The 16,510-nt window shown below is 41.4% G+C and carries 17 protein-coding genes and 2 pseudogenes; 13 read left to right on the top strand and 6 right to left on the bottom strand.

Features of this window, described 5'->3' with window-relative positions:
- Positions 1-115: 115 nt before the first annotated feature.
- Positions 116-520, top strand: coding sequence for a hypothetical protein (locus tag ABH008_RS16495; protein ID WP_347986703.1), 405 nt, complete (start codon positions 116-118; stop codon positions 518-520).
- 166 nt (positions 521-686) lie between these two features.
- Here ABH008_RS16495 and htpX read toward each other — a convergent pair whose 3' ends face one another.
- Positions 687-1,565 (bottom strand): protease HtpX, encoded by an 879-nt coding sequence (gene htpX / locus ABH008_RS16490; protein ID WP_347986702.1) that lies wholly within the window; start codon positions 1,563-1,565, stop codon positions 687-689.
- Between the two features lie 121 nt (positions 1,566-1,686).
- On the opposite strand from htpX, the gene ABH008_RS16485 reads away from it, so the two are divergent.
- From ABH008_RS16485 to ABH008_RS16470, 4 genes are all read left to right on the top strand, one after another.
- The gene (locus ABH008_RS16485) at positions 1,687-2,802 is read left to right on the top strand and encodes a PQQ-dependent sugar dehydrogenase (protein ID WP_347986701.1); all 1,116 of its coding nucleotides are present in this window, start codon (positions 1,687-1,689) and stop codon (positions 2,800-2,802) included.
- The gene (locus ABH008_RS16480; protein ID WP_347986700.1) at positions 2,799-3,395 is read left to right on the top strand and encodes an NUDIX domain-containing protein; all 597 of its coding nucleotides are present in this window, start codon (positions 2,799-2,801) and stop codon (positions 3,393-3,395) included. The genes ABH008_RS16485 and ABH008_RS16480 overlap by 4 nt, the downstream gene beginning before the upstream one ends.
- Positions 3,396-3,632: 237 nt before the next feature.
- The gene (locus ABH008_RS16475; protein WP_347986699.1) at positions 3,633-4,205 is read left to right on the top strand and encodes a response regulator transcription factor; all 573 of its coding nucleotides are present in this window, start codon (positions 3,633-3,635) and stop codon (positions 4,203-4,205) included.
- A 258-nt stretch (positions 4,206-4,463) separates the two neighbouring features.
- Entirely contained in the window at positions 4,464-4,913 is a 450-nt protein-coding gene (locus ABH008_RS16470; RefSeq protein ID WP_347986698.1) for a hypothetical protein, read from the top strand.
- Between the two features lie 113 nt (positions 4,914-5,026).
- Here the strand turns inward: ABH008_RS16470 and ABH008_RS16465 are convergent, their stop codons facing one another.
- The gene (locus ABH008_RS16465; RefSeq protein ID WP_347986697.1) at positions 5,027-6,103 is read right to left on the bottom strand and encodes a sigma-54 dependent transcriptional regulator; all 1,077 of its coding nucleotides are present in this window, start codon (positions 6,101-6,103) and stop codon (positions 5,027-5,029) included.
- A 494-nt stretch (positions 6,104-6,597) separates the two neighbouring features.
- Between ABH008_RS16465 and ABH008_RS16460 the strand changes: the two genes are divergently transcribed.
- From ABH008_RS16460 to ABH008_RS16445, 4 genes are all read left to right on the top strand, one after another.
- Positions 6,598-7,977 (top strand): ethanolamine ammonia-lyase subunit EutB, encoded by a 1,380-nt coding sequence (locus ABH008_RS16460; RefSeq protein WP_347986696.1) that lies wholly within the window; start codon positions 6,598-6,600, stop codon positions 7,975-7,977.
- Complete coding sequence (eutC, locus tag ABH008_RS16455) at positions 7,974-8,735, top strand: ethanolamine ammonia-lyase subunit EutC (protein ID WP_347986695.1); 762 nt, start codon at positions 7,974-7,976, stop codon at positions 8,733-8,735. Before ABH008_RS16460 ends, eutC begins: the two co-directional genes overlap by 4 nt.
- A 203-nt stretch (positions 8,736-8,938) precedes the next feature.
- Positions 8,939-9,343 (top strand): hypothetical protein, encoded by a 405-nt coding sequence (locus tag ABH008_RS16450; RefSeq protein ID WP_347986694.1) that lies wholly within the window; start codon positions 8,939-8,941, stop codon positions 9,341-9,343.
- A 129-nt stretch (positions 9,344-9,472) separates the two neighbouring features.
- A complete protein-coding gene (locus ABH008_RS16445) occupies positions 9,473-10,633 on the top strand; it encodes a PatB family C-S lyase (RefSeq protein WP_347986693.1) in 1,161 nt (386 codons plus the stop codon).
- A gap of 61 nt (positions 10,634-10,694) precedes the next feature.
- Here the strand turns inward: ABH008_RS16445 and ABH008_RS16440 are convergent.
- Positions 10,695-11,066, bottom strand: a pseudogene (locus ABH008_RS16440) (histone deacetylase family protein); the annotation flags it as partial.
- A gap of 129 nt (positions 11,067-11,195) precedes the next feature.
- Between ABH008_RS16440 and istA the strand changes: the two are divergent.
- Positions 11,196-12,703: pseudogene (gene istA / locus ABH008_RS16435) on the top strand (IS21 family transposase).
- On the top strand, positions 12,696-13,520 hold the full coding sequence (gene istB, locus ABH008_RS16430; protein WP_347986692.1) for an IS21-like element helper ATPase IstB: 825 nt from the start codon (positions 12,696-12,698) through the stop codon (positions 13,518-13,520). The pseudogene istA and the gene istB overlap by 8 nt, the downstream one beginning before the upstream one ends.
- A 136-nt stretch (positions 13,521-13,656) precedes the next feature.
- Here the strand turns inward: istB and ABH008_RS16425 are convergent, their stop codons facing one another.
- The gene (locus tag ABH008_RS16425; RefSeq protein ID WP_347986691.1) at positions 13,657-14,238 is read right to left on the bottom strand and encodes a hypothetical protein; all 582 of its coding nucleotides are present in this window, start codon (positions 14,236-14,238) and stop codon (positions 13,657-13,659) included.
- Between the two features lie 259 nt (positions 14,239-14,497).
- On the opposite strand from ABH008_RS16425, the gene ABH008_RS16420 reads away from it, so the two are divergent.
- Both ABH008_RS16420 and ABH008_RS16415 read left to right on the top strand, forming a co-directional pair.
- Positions 14,498-14,665 (top strand): hypothetical protein, encoded by a 168-nt coding sequence (locus ABH008_RS16420; RefSeq protein ID WP_347986690.1) that lies wholly within the window; start codon positions 14,498-14,500, stop codon positions 14,663-14,665.
- Between the two features lie 11 nt (positions 14,666-14,676).
- Positions 14,677-14,835, top strand: a complete 159-nt coding sequence (locus tag ABH008_RS16415) for a hypothetical protein (RefSeq protein ID WP_347986689.1) — start codon at positions 14,677-14,679, stop codon at positions 14,833-14,835.
- 201 nt (positions 14,836-15,036) lie between these two features.
- Here ABH008_RS16415 and ABH008_RS16410 read toward each other — a convergent pair whose 3' ends face one another.
- Positions 15,037-15,546, bottom strand: a complete 510-nt coding sequence (locus ABH008_RS16410; RefSeq protein ID WP_347986688.1) for a hypothetical protein — start codon at positions 15,544-15,546, stop codon at positions 15,037-15,039.
- Positions 15,547-15,589: 43 nt separating this feature from the next.
- Positions 15,590-16,201, bottom strand: a complete 612-nt coding sequence (locus ABH008_RS16405) for a hypothetical protein (protein WP_347986687.1) — start codon at positions 16,199-16,201, stop codon at positions 15,590-15,592.
- Between the last annotated feature and the right edge of the window lie 309 nt (positions 16,202-16,510).

Raw genomic sequence — 16,510 nt, 5'->3', positions numbered from 1 at the left:
TTAACATCAACGTTAAAAGGGGTGTGATCACTTTATAAGCTGTTAGTGATGTTGCTTTCGCAACTAGCAATACAACGGAACTTAAAGTGTTAATAATTTAAGGAGAATGACTACTATGTCTAAAATACAAATTGTGTTAATCCCTATCGCACTAGGAATGTTAATAACTGCCTGTTCAGATCAGAAAAGTCCTGAAAATAAACAGAATCAGAGTAATGCCAGCCAAGTTCCAGCAACTCAGACAGCAAAAGTCATTGCTCCGGCTAATAATGCCACTGTTTCGGAAAGCCTAATACAGGAAAATCGTACTCCCAGTCGTAATGAGATGAAAGTGCTGACTGAACAGGCAAAAGATGATGAAGATAAAATTCAAAATGTGATTGAGCAGGTTAACGAAAATTTGTCTGATCGGGAATCTCGCAAACAGGCTGAAGCAAAGTTAAAATCAATATTGCCCGAATACAAAGAGAAAATGCTACTTATTGCTAAAGCTAAATTAAAAGAAGAACAAAAACAGTAATACTAATAATCAATGACTTAACTGAGGGGCGTTTGGCATTCTCTGTTGGCGATTATGCTGCCAGCAGGAGAGGTATCAATCAAGATAGATGCGCTACACTTTGTGCAGCGCATCGTATAGAACATTGATTTTATAATTATCAAACTCAGGTTGAATAGTTTATAAGTTATCTGGCGTCATTTTCCAAAGCCGCAATACGTTCTTCCAAGGGCGGGTGACTCATAAACAGACGGCGAGTTGAGCCGCCGCTAATGCCAAATGCGGCCAGTTGGCCTGGAAGCTCTTCCGGTGTTTGTGCGCGTTGTAGCGCTCTTAAGGCAGAAATCATTTTTTGACGACCTGCAAGTTGCGCACCGCCGTGATCAGCACGGAACTCACGGTAACGTGAGAACCACATCACCAGCATAGAAGCCAGAATAGACAGCACGATTTGAGCAACTAACTGAGTGATATAATAAGCGGGTCCATAGCCGCGTTCAGTTTTGAAAACGAGTCTGTCAACCAGATAACCGATAATAGTGGCGAAAAAATACACAAAGGTGTTAATTACACCCTGCATCAGAGACATGGTGACCATATCGCCATTTGCAACGTGGCTAATTTCGTGTCCAAGCACGGCTTCAACCTCGTCAGCACTCATATTATGCAGTAAGCCGGTACTGACGGCCACCAGCGCATTATTACGATTGGCGCCCGTGGCAAACGCATTCGGTTCGGGGGTATCAAACACGCCCACTTCAGGCATGCCAATACCTGCTTTTCTGGCAAGATTGGCAACCACCTCTACTAACCATTGTTCGGTCTGATTTTGCGGGTGTTCAATGACTTGTACTCCCATTGCATTTTTAGCAGACCATTTCGACATAAACAAAGAAATGATGGATCCAGTCATACCAATGACAGCTGACATGACCAATAGTGAATTTAAATCGAGATTAATGCCTTGTGCATCCAAGCTACCTTTTAGACCAAAAACACTAAAAATAATGCTAATGGCAATCATAATGGCCACGTTAGTGGCCAAAAATAGTAATATTCTTAACATAATAAATACCTGTGCTTAATAGAGTTTATGTGTACCCAATGCATTAATTGGGGAGGGAGAGCTTAAAATCAAGTGATTAGAGTGCTAATATGTAGTTAAGTTTAAGTCGGGATACTAAAAAATGAAAGTCGCCAGATTTCTTATACTGTCTATACTAATTGTAACTACTTTACAGAGTTGGGCGGCCAAACCAGAGCAGTTGGCAATGCTCAAACAATTACAATTACCTGCGGGCTTTAAAATATCCATTTTTGCCGATCATTTACCTACAGCGCGCAGTTTGGCTCTGGGGGATAATGGTATTGTTTATGTCGGTAGTCGAGATGGTAATGTCTGGGCATTACAGGATAACGACGGTGATGGTTTAGCTGAACAGCAGTATATACTGGCCAAAGATTTATATATGCCAAATGGTGTTGCCTATAAAGAAGGTAGCTTGTATGTGGCCGAAGTACATAGAATTATCCGATTTGACGCTATTGGTGCGCATTTAAGTCAGCCACCGCAACCAGTGGTCGTGTTTAATAAGTTTCCTACTGATAAACGGCATGGGTGGAAGTATTTACGCTTCGGACCTGATGGTAAGTTATATACGGCAATCGGCATGCCTTGTAATATCTGTAAACCGGAAAATGAGCTATTTGGTACGCTAGTTAGACTCAATGCCGATGGCAGTGAATTTGAGATTTTGGCAAAAGGTATACGTAATTCAGTCGGTTTCACCTGGGAACCCACCAGCGGGCAATTATATTTCAACGATAATGGTCGTGATTATTTAGGTGACAATCTACCCCCAGAAGAATTGAATCTGTGGAGCCAGCCTGGTCAACATTTTGGTTTTCCGTATTGTCATGCCGGTATAGTTAGCGATCCTGAATTTGGTGGCGAAAAAAAATGTGCTGAATTTAGTGGGCCAGTTTGGACCTATAAAGCGCATATCGCTCCCTTAGGGATGCATTTTTATACGGGTACACAGTTTCCGGCTAAATACCGGCAACAATTACTGGTTGCTCAACATGGTTCATGGAATCGAACTGAACCACAGGGTTACCAAATTGCCATGATCAATTTTAAAAACGGTAAACCACAGGCTGAGCAAGTATTTATTAATGGTTGGCTAACAACGAGTGGCGAAGTTCTAGGTAGACCTGTCGACATTTTACAAACTCAAGAGGGGAGTTTATTAATCAGCGATGACAAATTGGGTGTTATTTATAAAGTTGAGTATAAACCGTGACTAAAGAGTTTAAAATAATAGCCCAAGAGCGTATTTACCATGGTTTTTTCAGTTTAGACCGCTATACTATAACTCATACCCTGTTTAAAGGAGGGTGGAGTGAACCCGTTAACCGTGAATTATTCCGGCGTAATAACTGTGTCGCTGTGCTTCTTTATGATCCACAGCGTGATGAGGTAGTGTTGCTGGAACAGTTTAGGGTGGGTGCCATTGGGCATCCGCAACGTGCTTGGCTGCTGGAAATTGTGGCGGGTGCGATAGAAGAAGGAGAAGAAGCTCCACAAGTAGCATACAGGGAAGCGTTTGAAGAAGCGGGTTGTGAAATCAGTGAATTACAGGAAATTATGCAATTCTATACCACACCTGGAGGGTGTTCAGAACGTATAACGCTTTATTACGGACGTGTGGATAGCAGTAAACTAGGTGGCGTGCATGGTTTACAGTGTGAAGGCGAAGATATTTTGGTGAGTGTCGTAAAAGCCGAAACAGCATTCCAAATGCTGGAAAATGGACAGATCGATTCTGCAATACCGATTCTGGCTATACAATGGCTTTATATTCATCGTAACCGTATTCGTCAGTCCTCTCCGTAGTGTTAATAAGTATAGTTAGTTTGTAGTTGTTTAAATTTTGGCTAAAATTGAAATTATAAATAATTACTTAAATCAAAAAAACTTGTTAGGATAATAAAAGAAATTTGTTATCCTGCTAGTTGTTAGTGGAAAATAATATAAAAACGGTAATCTGTGGCTAATATCCTGATTTTTTCAAATAATCCCCGTGTTTCTGCACATTGGACACATGCCTTGATTGCAAAGAATACTGTCAATATGTTGACTAATATTCGCGCGGAATTTACAGCTGACATTGTACTTATTGATGCTAAAAAGCTGGATGAAGATGATAAGTTGTTAGACATTTTTATCAGACAAGAAAGTCACTTTCTTATTGTGGGAGTTAATTGGTCGGAACAGCGGCAGATAGAAGCAATGGTGAAAGGGGCATCGGGTTACTGTGAAGCTTTCGAATCTGCTGAAATTGTTAATAGAGCTGTTGAATGTATTTTGGCTGGTGATATATGGATACAGCGCTGTTTGGTACCTAAAATTATTTCTGCGTTGACACAAACACGTCGCTCACATGGGGCGGTAGCCAAAACGGTCAATGTAGAAGAGCTCATGAAAATGTTTCTGTCTTTATCAACCAGAGAGATTGAAGTTGCAAATCTGATACAAATTGGTGAATGCAATAAGAATATCGCTTTGGCATTAGATATCTCAGAACGCACCGTTAAAGCGCATCTGTCATCCATTTTTAGAAAGCTAGAAGTCGTAGATCGCTTGCAATTAGCTATCTTTTTAAAAGAAATAGAGCAGTATCGACATCAGGCAAAAATGACTTAGTTGTCAAAATAATAATAGTTTTGCTAGTTGGTGTATTTTTTTCTTGCCAAAGCTGCTATAAAAGTGTTACAAATAACCTGCACAAATTTTTTGTGTTTTTCAACCTATTTATGGTTTTAACTGGCAAACTTTAATTTATTATTTGCCCGTTTCGTGTTTATTACATTGGATTCATTAGATTACTTGGGAAGCAGATAAAAGCGAGTCGTTTGTCTGCGTTAATAATGTGATTTTTTAAATTTATGAAAGGAGTCTAGTGTGAAAACAAGAGATAAAGTGTTTAAACTTATTGTGTTTATTACGGCTTTTTGTGGTGTTTCTGTTGCGTATGCTGAGCAAAAATCAGTATCGGAAGCTAGTAATTTGTCTCACTTAAGTACACGTAGTTCATCTGTATCCCATTCATCAAAACCACAGAAAGAAAAAGGTCAGTTTAAACCTCAACAAATTGAAAAGCAAACTGATGCCATAGCCTTTATTAATCAAAGTCCAGTTGCTACTGCAATATTGCCAGTTAAAAGTCAACTAACAATGTTTAATACTTTGGTCGATGGTTTTTCGTTTTCTACTGTTAAGCAAGTACAGTTTAGTTTTTTTAGGGATATTAATTTTAAATCGGTATTACCTGTATTTGTTTGGCTTTTTTTATCGGCTTTGCTAGTCGGGTTACATGCTAAGAAAGGTAAATCGTTAACCTTATCTGCTTAGCAAAAACCTGTAAGGTGTGCAGTTATTTTTGTTATCTTCGCTTTCCCTCATAGGTTAGGTGAGGGAAAGCTTCTGATAGAAGATTAAAAATCAGTTAGCAAATCGAATGGTTATCAATCAGAGATTATCGCTTCCTCATCAGTCAGTTTTTTGGGTGTGGTTGACAGCATACCGTAAAGCCCCAGTTTATGCCGTAGCACATTTCGGCTGATATCCAGTAATTTGGCTGTTTGTACTTGATTCTCTTCGCAAAAATCAAATGCCGTGCGGATAACTGTTTCTTCGATTATCTCGAATAATTTAGGTGGTGCTTGTTCGCAAAGCCGTTGTAAAGCACTTTCTAAAGAGGTAGTTGATACTGCAGGATTTGACTCCAGAGTTCTAACTCCAGATAGCTTAAAATCTTCTGGACGTAATCGATTGCCGGGGCAAACTAACAGCGCACGATGTATCGCATTTTCAAGTTCGCGGATATTGCCGGGCCAATCGTAATTTAACAAAGCCAGCTCTGTGGCGGGTGATAGTTTTATTTCGCCATAGCCTAGACGATCACCATAGATTTTTAAAAAATGTTGCGTTAAGGGTAATATGTCGCCAGGTCTATCACGTAATGGCGACAGATGCAGGGTTGCTACATTGAAGCGGTAATAGAGATCGGCACGAAAATGCGAAGCAGCGACAGCCTCTTCCAGATTGACATTGGTGGCTGCGATAATTCTCACATCCACAGGTACTGGTTGTCGAGAGCCGACTTTTACCACTTCCCGTTCCTGCAAAACCCGTAATAATTTGGCCTGTAAACCCAAGGGTAAATCACCCACCTCATCGAGAAACAGGCTGCCTTTGTTTGCTGTTTCAAACCAACCGTCTTTAGTTGATTGGGCCCCCGTAAATGCGCCTTTTTCATGTCCAAATAATTCGCTTTCAATTAAGTTTTCGCTTAATGCCGCACAATTTAAAGCGCCAAAAGTTTTTTGACTGCGTTTGCTCAGTGCATGTACATGTCTGGCTACTAATTCTTTACCAGTACCCGTTTCACCGATAATCAATACTGTAGCATCACTTGGCGCAATCCGCTCAATCTGATCTAGCAGACGTCTTGAGACGGGATCTTCAAAGACTAGAGCTGTGGCACGTACGGAATGTGATAATGAACGTGATTGCAGTTCGTCAAAGGCTAATAATGTCATGGTGTTCCTTGTTTTGCTGTATCTAGCGGTGTTGCTACCGAAAAAAATATAAATTTCGGTCATTGGTAAAAATTTTAGTTTAGTCCTTTGGTGTTTACCGGCTTAACGTCAAGGCAAAAAAAAACCAGTAGCCCTAATTAAAAGGCATACTGGCTTCCGGTGATCCGGTCAGCTTTTGCTTATTGATTCCAGGCCATGGTATCTGAATAAGCGTCAGATGGCTAAAGCTATGTACGGCGCAAATTTTTCAGGTAAATAGCTACACTCGAAAAAAACCCGCTGTTATAAAAACAACAGCACAATTGATGCCATGTTCCAATTGTAGCGATTTCAGACTGTTGGTCAACAAGTTCGTATAAAATTGTTGATATACCAGCAGATACTGCTGATCGACTGTTGAAATATCAACAGTTGTCAGTATGGTTTATTTGTCATTTATTTGTCATTTTTCTGTCGTATGCTCTGATGCCAGTGTCAGGCCAAACAGGATCAACATGAGTTATACAGCCAGTATAAAAGGTAAAAGCTTCACTTTTCGCGATTTACGCCAGTTAATGGCTAAGGCATCACCACGCCGCTCAGCAGATGAATTGGCCGGTTTGGCCGCTGAATCAGAGTTGGAGCGGGCAGTAGCACAACTGATATTGGCTGACGTACCCTTGCAACAGTTTATTGAGCAACCTTTATTGGCACCAGAGGTGGATGAAGTCTCGCGACTGATATTAGAGCAACAGGATGCTGTCGCTTTTTCACCTGTACACAGTTTTAGTGTAGGTGAGTTTCGCGATTGGCTGTTAACGGACAACAGTGATTTATCTGCTATTAGTCCTGGATTAACACCAGAAATGGTCGCCGCAGTATGCAAGATAATGCGTAATCAGGATTTGATAGCCGTGGCAAAACGCTGCCGAGTGGTAAGTCGTTTTCGCTCGACAATTGGCTTACCGGGTCGGTTGTCCAGTCGTTTGCAGCCTAATCATCCCACGGATGATCCGCGCGGAATTGCTGCCAGTATTTTAGATGGTTTGTTATATGGAAGTGGTGATGCTGTGATTGGTATTAACCCTGCCACAGATAATCTGGATAATGTGTATCATTTGCTCAAGTTGCTGGATGACATCATTCATCAGCATCAAATACCTACACAAGCTTGTGTACTTGCACATGTGACTACCTCTATGCAGTTAATGCAACGTGGCGCACCCATTGATCTGGTGTTTCAATCTATAGCCGGAACTCAAGCCGCTAATCGTAGTTTTGGTATTGACTTAAATATATTAAGAGAAGCCAAAGCAATGGCAACTTCTTTAGGACGTAATCCCCATACTGAGCAACTCATGTATTTTGAAACCGGGCAGGGAAGTGCTTTATCTGCAAATGCACATCATGGTATGGATGCACAAACTTGCGAAGCCAGAGCTTACGCTGTGGCGCGTGAATTTTCGCCATTTCTGGTGAATAGTGTGGTTGGTTTTATTGGGCCGGAATATCTTTATGATGGCAAGCAGATTATCCGTGCGGGTCTCGAAGATCATTTTTGTGGAAAATTGCTAGGTTTGCCTATGGGGTGTGATATCTGTTATACCAATCATGCCGAGGCAGACCAGCATGATATGGATAATTTGTTAACTTTGTTAGGTGTGGCGGGTTGTCATTTTATAATGGGCATTCCGGGTGCTGATGATGTGATGCTGGCGTACCAGAGTACTTCATTTCATGATTGTCTCTATTTGCGACAGGTGCTGGGGCTTAAGCCCGCGCCTGAGTTTGAGGATTGGCTGGATAAGATGGGTATTTTTAATGGACAGAACAGCTTAGCTGAAACGCGGTTTAAAACACCTTTGCTCAATAATTTTACTATCGGTAATAAATGATGCATGATCCCTGGTTTAATTTACGTGATTTTACACAGGCCAGAATTGCACAAGGCCGGGTGGGGAGTGGTATACCAAGCCAAGCCTTGCTGGATTTTCAAATAGCCCATGCGGCTGCAAGAGATGCGGTACATCAAGCTTGGGATATGGATGATTTTGCCAGGCAGGTAAAAAGCCTGAATTTACATCCGTTGTGTTTAAGAACATCTGTCAATAATAGGGTAGAATATTTACAACGACCTGATAAAGGACGCTGTTTGCATGCGGAGAGTCGCCAAGTGTTGTTAGCTTCTGCTCACCCTGAAGTGGATGTATTGTTAATTTTTAGTAATGGTTTATCCTCTACAGCTATACACAGCCACGGCTTTGCTTTATTAAAGGCTATCTATACGGTATTTCAAGAAAGCGCTTTCAGTTTGGGGCCTATTTGTTTATTGCCAGATGCCAGAGTCGCTGTAGCAGATGAAATCGGAGCGCTACTTAATGCGCGTCTAACTATTATGATTATTGGCGAGCGTCCCGGTTTAAGTGCGGCAGATAGTTTGGGTGCTTATCTAACTTTAAAGCCTAGGGTGGGAAATACCGATGCCGAGCGGAATTGTTTATCCAATATCCGTCCGCCAGAAGGTTTAAGTTACACTCTAGCGGCTAGTAAATTATGCTATCTGGCAAATGCTGCATTGCAATGTGGCTATTCAGGCGTCGCTCTAAAAGATGGTATGCACATACCCATTATGCATTCATTCACGTTAGAATAAAAACAGTATTGGGTAAAACTGATACTTTTAGGCCATTACCTGTAAGAATTTTCTGTGTAAAAAGAGAAAGAGCTGGACAGTTAATCGTGATGAATCCGTATAAACTATAGTGTTTTGTGCTGTAATTTACCTAATAAGGTTGATTAAATGATATTGTAAGCTTCCACTAAAAAAATTATAAACTTACAGTCTATACAGGAAAAATGATGAAATTATTTTTAAAGCTTGGTTCTATCCTATTGTGTAGCTTGGTGGCAAACACCGCGTTTGCATATGGTAGTACTTCCAGTTCTGCACATTGTGATCGCCCACTATTCACAGCTTTTCAACCCGCACCCAATAAATATACGCAATCTTTCAATGAGTTTTCTATTATTGCTTCAGCAAACACTACGCCAAGTTCAGTCGTGGTACATGTAAGTGTTGGTGAGAATAAGTTTGAATTTACGGCAAAAGATTTGACAATAGTGCCATTAAAGAATGGACATTTGGAAATTAAAGGTAAAATGAATCGGCCGGTAGAAAATGGCTTTGCCCGTATCAGTGTTACGGCACATAGCAAACCCGGATGTGAAAGAACCGATGGAGTGTTGATAAGAATATACTAGTAAGCTTAAGCATAGGGTTAGCGTATGTGTTTATGCTCAACGCAAACGAATTATAGGGTACTACCGTTTACACTGCGCCGATCAAGGTAGGGTTTTAAAGTCTTTATTCTTTTTTTCAGATAAATATTGATGAACAAATACGATTTTGACCAAATACATGAACGAAGAGGTACCGATAGTTTAAAGTGGCAAGCTTATGGAAGCGGGGTATTGCCATTATGGGTTGCCGATATGGATTTTCAAGCACCCCCTGAGGTTTTACGTGCCTTACATGCTCGAATCAACCATGGGGTATTTGGCTATGGTGGTGTAAAGGCAGAGCTAGCTAAAACCATCTGCAACCGTCTTTGGCAGAATTACCGCTGGGAAGTCACCCCAGATCAGCTGGTATTTCTGCCAGGTTTAGTTAGCGGGCTTAATGTTGTTGCAAAAGCAGTTTGCACGCCCAATAGTGGTGTTTTAGTGCAAACACCCGTTTATCCACCTTTTTTAAGCGCCGCAGCCAATCAGGGTTTAAAACTGGATATAGCGGAGTTAGATGTGATAGCCAGCGGGCCCATATTGCATTACCGGATCGACTTCAATGCATTAGTGAGTGCTATTCAACCGCATACGCGCTTGTTTATGCTGTGTAATCCGCATAATCCTGTAGGCCGCAGTTATGATCGCGATGAACTGCAGCGAATTGCCGAAATTTGTTTGCGACACGATCTGGTTATCTGTTCGGATGAAATACATTGTGAACTTCAACTGGATGATACTGAACATATTCCGATAGCCAGCCTGTCTCCTGAACTGGCTGAATGTTGTATTACACTCATGGCACCCAGCAAAACCTTTAATATTGCCGGCCTCTATTCCGGCTTTGCCATTATTCAAAATCCCAGTTTACGTAAGCAAGTTCACGCGGTTATGGCTGGACTGGTTCCAGAGATAAATTTATTGGGTTTGACAGCGGCTTTAGCCGCCTATAACGAATGTGAGCAATGGCGTACTGAATTGTTGGCTTATTTAAAAGGTAACCGAGATTTTGTTGTGTCTTATATCGCAGAACATTTGCCAATGTTGCGTACAACTATTCCAGAAAGTACATATTTAGCTTGGATCGATTGCCAGGAAGCGGGTTTTACCGGCAATCCACATACTTTTTTTGTTCAACAGGCGGGTGTAGCGCTGAACGATGGAGAGCCATTCGGTCCCGGAGGAAGTGGTTTTGTACGACTCAATTTTGGTTGTCCGCGTAGTACCTTGACACAAGCGCTGGAACAGATGCGCACCGCGTTAAAGTAAAACGCCATAACAACTGAAGCAACATTGAAAACCCAGGTTTTCAGATGGCACATTGGCTGACTTAATCGTCCTCCATCAGGCAAGTTACATGACTCGCTACACACTCAGCCAAAGCGTTCAGATCATATCCCCCTTCTAGCACGGAAATAACCCGTCCCTGACAACAGTCATTGGCTATTGCTATCAGCTGTTGAGTTAGCCACTGAAAATCGGTTTTGTCGAGATGTAAATTAGCTAGTGGGTCTGCATAATGGGCGTCGAATCCGGCCGAGATTAACAGTAGTTGCGGATTAAAGTGTTTTAAGGCTGGCAAAATATGCTGTAAATATCGCTGTCTGAATTCGCTACCCGTTGTACCTGCAGGCAAGGGTACATTAAGAATATTTCCCATTCCTGATTCAGAAGCCGCCCCAGTGCCCGGATAATGTGGCCACTCATGGCTGGAGTGTTGGCGCTAGTTGAAAATTGATCATTTATAGAGTGTTGTGCTAATCGAAAATTGACCAGGCAATTCACGTATCCTGCTGATGTTTTAGGCAGGAGCAAAACGAGAGTGCATTACATGTCAATGTTCGCAAAAGTTCGACGGTTGTTTCATCGCGACCACCTGTCCATCAGTGAAATTCAGCGGCTGACCAGTCTGTCGCGGAACACCATTAAGGCATGGCTTAAAGAAAGCAACCCAGATGACTACAAGTATCCCAAACGATCCCGAGTTAATAGCAAGCTGACAGCTTATATTCCCGCATTGTTGCTGGCATTAAACGTTGATGCCCAACGCGCTAAACGGGATCGTCGTACCGGATTGATGTTGTTTCAAATGATCAAAAAAGAAGGTTATACCGGCAGTTATTCCCTTCTTACCGCTTATATCCGCCATTGGCAAAACGATTCGATCACCGCAGGTAAATCCGCTTATGTGCCGCTCAAATTCGAGCTAGGCGAAGCGTTTCAATTTGATTGGAGCGAAGAATGGCAGATAATCGGCGGTATCCATCGTAAAATTCAAGTGGCGCATACCAAGCTGTGCGCCAGTCGCGCGTTTTTTTTGTCTGCCTATCCCACGCAAACCCAGGAAATGCTCTACGACGCGCATACCCGAGCCTTCATTGCACTGGGTGGCATACCCAAGCGCGGTATTTACGATAATATGAAAACGGCGGTCGACAAAGTCATCAAAAAAAGTAATGGTCGCATCATCAATTCACGTTTTTACGCCATGACGGCACATTATTTGTTTGAACCGGACTTCTGTAATGTGGCTTCCGGCTGGGAAAAAGGCATTATCGAGAAGAATGTCCAGGATGCCAGGCGTCGAGTTTGGATAGAGGCCAAAACACAGTGCTTTAGTAGCTTTGAAGAGCTGAATACCTGGCTTGATCTGAAATGCCGCGCCCTCTGGACCGAAATTGAACATCCCCATTATGCGGGTATTACGGTAGCCGATGCGCTCGAGCAAGAGCAAATTTATCTTATGCCCATGCCAACACCTTTCGATGGCTACATCGAGATCTTGGCTCGGGTATCGAGTACCTGTCTGGTCACCGTGGAGCGCAACCAATACTCAGTACCCTGTCATCTCGCTAATCGCAAAGCCACCATTCATCTTTATGCCGATAAGGTCGACATCTGTACCGAAAGTGACGTCGTTGCTCGCCATACGCGTCTGTTGGCTCGTGATCAAGTCAGCTATGATTGGCAGCACTATATTCCGCTGATTGAAAAAAACCGGGGGCATTGCGTAACGGTGCGCCTTTTGAAGATATGCCGTTGCTGTTTGCGCAACTGCGAACAGCGTTACGCCACCGGGAACGGCAACAAGGTGATCGGATTATGGCTAAAGTGCTAGCCGCTGTTCCGGTTCATGGCTTAGAAACCGTATTGAGTGCTGTTAAACAATTATTAGATGCAGGGGTGACGAGTCTCGAACAGGTGGTTAACGTCCTGTCCCGACTGAATGATTTACCTATTCCAGCACAGGTGGAAACAAGTTTAAAGCTGACTGAAGAGCCACTGGCTGACACGGCTCGATATGACAGCCTAAGTGATCAAGAGGTGACTCATGTCTGACATCATTAGCCAACTTAAAGCCCTAAAATTGTATGGCATGGCGGCATGTTACGCCGAATTACAAACGCAAAACTTAGCAGGCACGGTTGAATTGATCCATTCGACACAATGGCTGCTCGACCAATTGTTACAGGCAGAATCAATTGATAGGGGCATCCGCACCATCCGCTATCAGATGAGTTCAGCCAAATTTCCGATCCACCGGGATTTGCTAGGCTTTGATTTCAGCCAATCTAAAGTAGACCCGTCACTGATCCAGACACTGGCAACCTTGACATTTACCGATGCTGCACAGAATCTGGTATTAGTGGGTGGCACTGGAACCGGAAAATCCCATTTGGCCACAGCACTGGGCGTTTGCGGTATCCAGCAGCACAGCAAACGGGTGCGCTTTTTCTCCACCGTTGAGTTAGTTAACACACTGGAGCAGGAAAAAGCAGCTGGTAAACAAGGACGACTGGCGCTGATGCTCATGCAGGTGGACTTGGTCATCTTGGACGAGCTGGGTTATTTGCCCTTTTCACAGGCGGGTGGTGCACTCCTGTTCCATCTGCTTTCCAAACTTTATGAACGTACCAGCGTCATCATTACAACCAATTTGACTTTCTCAGAATGGAGTAGCGTGTTTATTGACGCCAAACTGACAACAGCACTGCTGGATCGCCTCACGCATCATTGCCATATCATTGAAACCGGCAATGAATCCTTTCGGTTTAAGGAAAGTAGCGCTATAGCAAAAGAACGGATTAAATCCAGGGAATTGTCCAAACGGTCATTGCCAATAGCAGAATCAATAGCGGCAAACACGGATGACTAGTATGAAATCATCAGTATTCGAAAATAACACATTTAAAAAAAGGGGGCAAAACTCACTCAGTCTGGTCGACTAATTCGGCGCAGTATAGTAATCTGCCTAACATAATCCCTGGTCAATTTTCGATTAGCACGGGTGGTCAATTTTCAATTAGCGCCAACAGGCTGGAGGCATAAAATAGGTGTGGATTATCAATAAACGCGGCTTGGGTACCATTGCCATGATGTACGTCAAAATCAACTATCGCAACTCTGTCTAGTTTATAGTGGTTTAAGGCATAAGCTGCAGCAATCGCAATATTATTAAACAGACAAAAACCCATAGCTTGTTGTGGTTCTGCATGATGCCCTGGGGGGCGCACTGCGCAAAAAGCCCGCTTTGCTTTACTCTGGCAAATGTGATCAACCGCAGCACAGACCGCGCTCACCGCTAACAATGCAGCCTGTTTTGAACCGGTGGAAACTAGGGTATCAGCATCTAAACTGGCGAAACCTTGTTCAGGGATACTATTTAGCACCTTGTCTATCATGGCTGGTGTGTGTATCAAACGCAACTTATTAATAATATCAGCATCCATCTGCGGTTGTATCCGTATTAATGCCGCAAATTCGGGTTTAGATAAAGCCTGTTCAATGACTTTAAGTCGGTTGGCACTCTCAGGATGATGAGGGCCAGTATTGTGTTCAAGAAATGCAGGGTGGTAATAATATAAAGTTTTCATGAGGGGGCATTTAAGTTAACCAGGTAAAAAAATTGAGAGTTGGTTTGCATTTATTTTGGCATTGAGAACATTAAATGTGGGCATTCTCACAAATAAAGTGCATTAAAAGGCTATTAACCCAATAAAGTGATTATGTTCACATTAAAAGCGGATTTTTTTTTGTATTCTAAACCCGTAGTAAAAAATAAGTTAATTTATCAATATCAATTTATTTTTTGCAAAAAAATTTTAACGATGATTGAGAAATGAGATAACCGATATGAAAAAATCCAATAATTTATATAGAGATATTATCACCGGCGTATTTTTTACCGTGGGGCTATTTGGATTTCTGTCCGGTGCGTTTGTTTGGTCAACCTTGTTATTTGGCGCTGCTTCAGTCTCCAGTAACCTGGATTTACTTCCCGTTAGTCAACAAAGTGCTTAAGGAGTTAAAAAATGAATAATTCAAAAGTATTGTATAGAGATATAGCGACTGGAACGTTTTTTTTAGTCGGAATATTTAGTTTTATGTCGGGTGCATTTGTGTTATCAACCTTATTGTTTGGTATGGCATTTCTATCCAGTAATATCAGTTTTTTAGCGGTTACAAAGTAAAGAATTAACCTTAAAAAGTTCAACGGGTTAGTTTTTATTCTTTACTTGATGTTAATTTAGATAATTAAAATATGAAGTTAGTCATTAATGTTTTGGTATTATTCCAAGTTTAAGTTGTAATTACTATTCTTGGAATAATTACCAAAGTTACGCTACATCAAACTTCTGCACGAGTAGATACTATGTGCTATAGAATAAGCCTTATTGTGTTTTAATTAATGAGGTGGATAATTGTTTACGACGAATAACCCAGCCTAAGAATGGCAAACCTAATAACATCATTGCCCACTCACCAGCTTCTGGAACAGAACTAACTAGATTTGCGTGGCCTGAAACGGAATTAAATGTACCAATGGTACCGTTTGAATCGGTGAATGTACCTTGAAACGAACCATCAGAATTAATAGCAACAATCTCTTTAGCCCAATAAGTTGAATTGTTGTATTTGATTAAATCACTAAAACTATTGCCATTTACCGTACCTGTAATATTCCAAGTTACCGATGGATCAGGAACGTAGAAGCCATTACCGCTAAAATCACCAGTCTGAAGATTTTCTGAAACTATGTTCCAATCATGAACATAAATCGTTCCGTTTGCAAAAGTATTAGTTTGATAAACACCTACTAAATCCCAAATGTTATTGGCGGAAACATTAAAAGAAATTAAAGTCAAAATTATAGTCGTTAATGAAAAAGTGCGTAAACTCATAAATAAAACCTCTTTTGTTTATAAAATAATCGTCAGATGCGAATTAAGATTGTTTACGACGAACGAACCAACCCACTAAAGGCAAACCCAATAACATCATTATCCATTCTTCGGCTTCTGGCACAGCGGTAATTGACCAACTATTATTTGGTAAATTACCGGAGCCACCATCATATACATATTTTGCACCGATAATTGAACCTTGGGAAGCACCAACAAAATTAGTGGGATTGTAAGCAGTACAACTACCTTGATTTGAATCTACGCAAATAGTAAGAGGCGTAGTTTCACTATAGAAATAACCACCACCTACCGTAGATATGGGGGGCGTAGTGTTTGATGTGTTCACAAAATAGAAATTGTTTTGTAAGTCGTTGAATGAAGCTACAGCCCCAGTAAAAAAAAGACCAAAACTTGAGCCATTATAACTCCAAGCAAATCCGGCCTGCGCACCACTAATCAAAGTATTTCCATCCAAAGAAACACTTATATCTGTCAGATTTGTAATTAAGTTTCCGTTAGGTGTACCCTTAAAAGATCCCGTTACAATATCACCTGAATTGAATTTGTAACTGAAATCATACAGTGTATCGGCTTGCGCAATTACATTTGACGACAAAAACAAAGTGGCAGATAAAAAGGCCCGTAAATTCATAGCTTATCCTCTTTAATGATTGATTAAAAATCCACTTAAATTGATGGATGAAAACTTGATCTCTTCATACTTTTAGGTCATAGGGCGTAATACATTGAATTTAAGGGAGGCAAGACAGTAATCGTGTATTATACAAACCCCAAAAACTTCTGTGACTACTCTAAATTCTATCTTCAGCTTTTATTGCGGAACCGACTCTAACAGAAAAGAATAGTTTACACAAATATCTTAATGTTTAAAATTTGTTATAAGTCTTCTTGAAATAGTATTTATAACCAGGGAGTGTGTACACTATAGCTCTTACACCCA

The sequence above is a fragment of the Methylomonas sp. AM2-LC genome (assembly GCF_039904985.1).
Classification (GTDB): domain Bacteria; phylum Pseudomonadota; class Gammaproteobacteria; order Methylococcales; family Methylomonadaceae; genus Methylomonas.
This window is presented reverse-complemented; position numbering and strand designations above follow the sequence as displayed.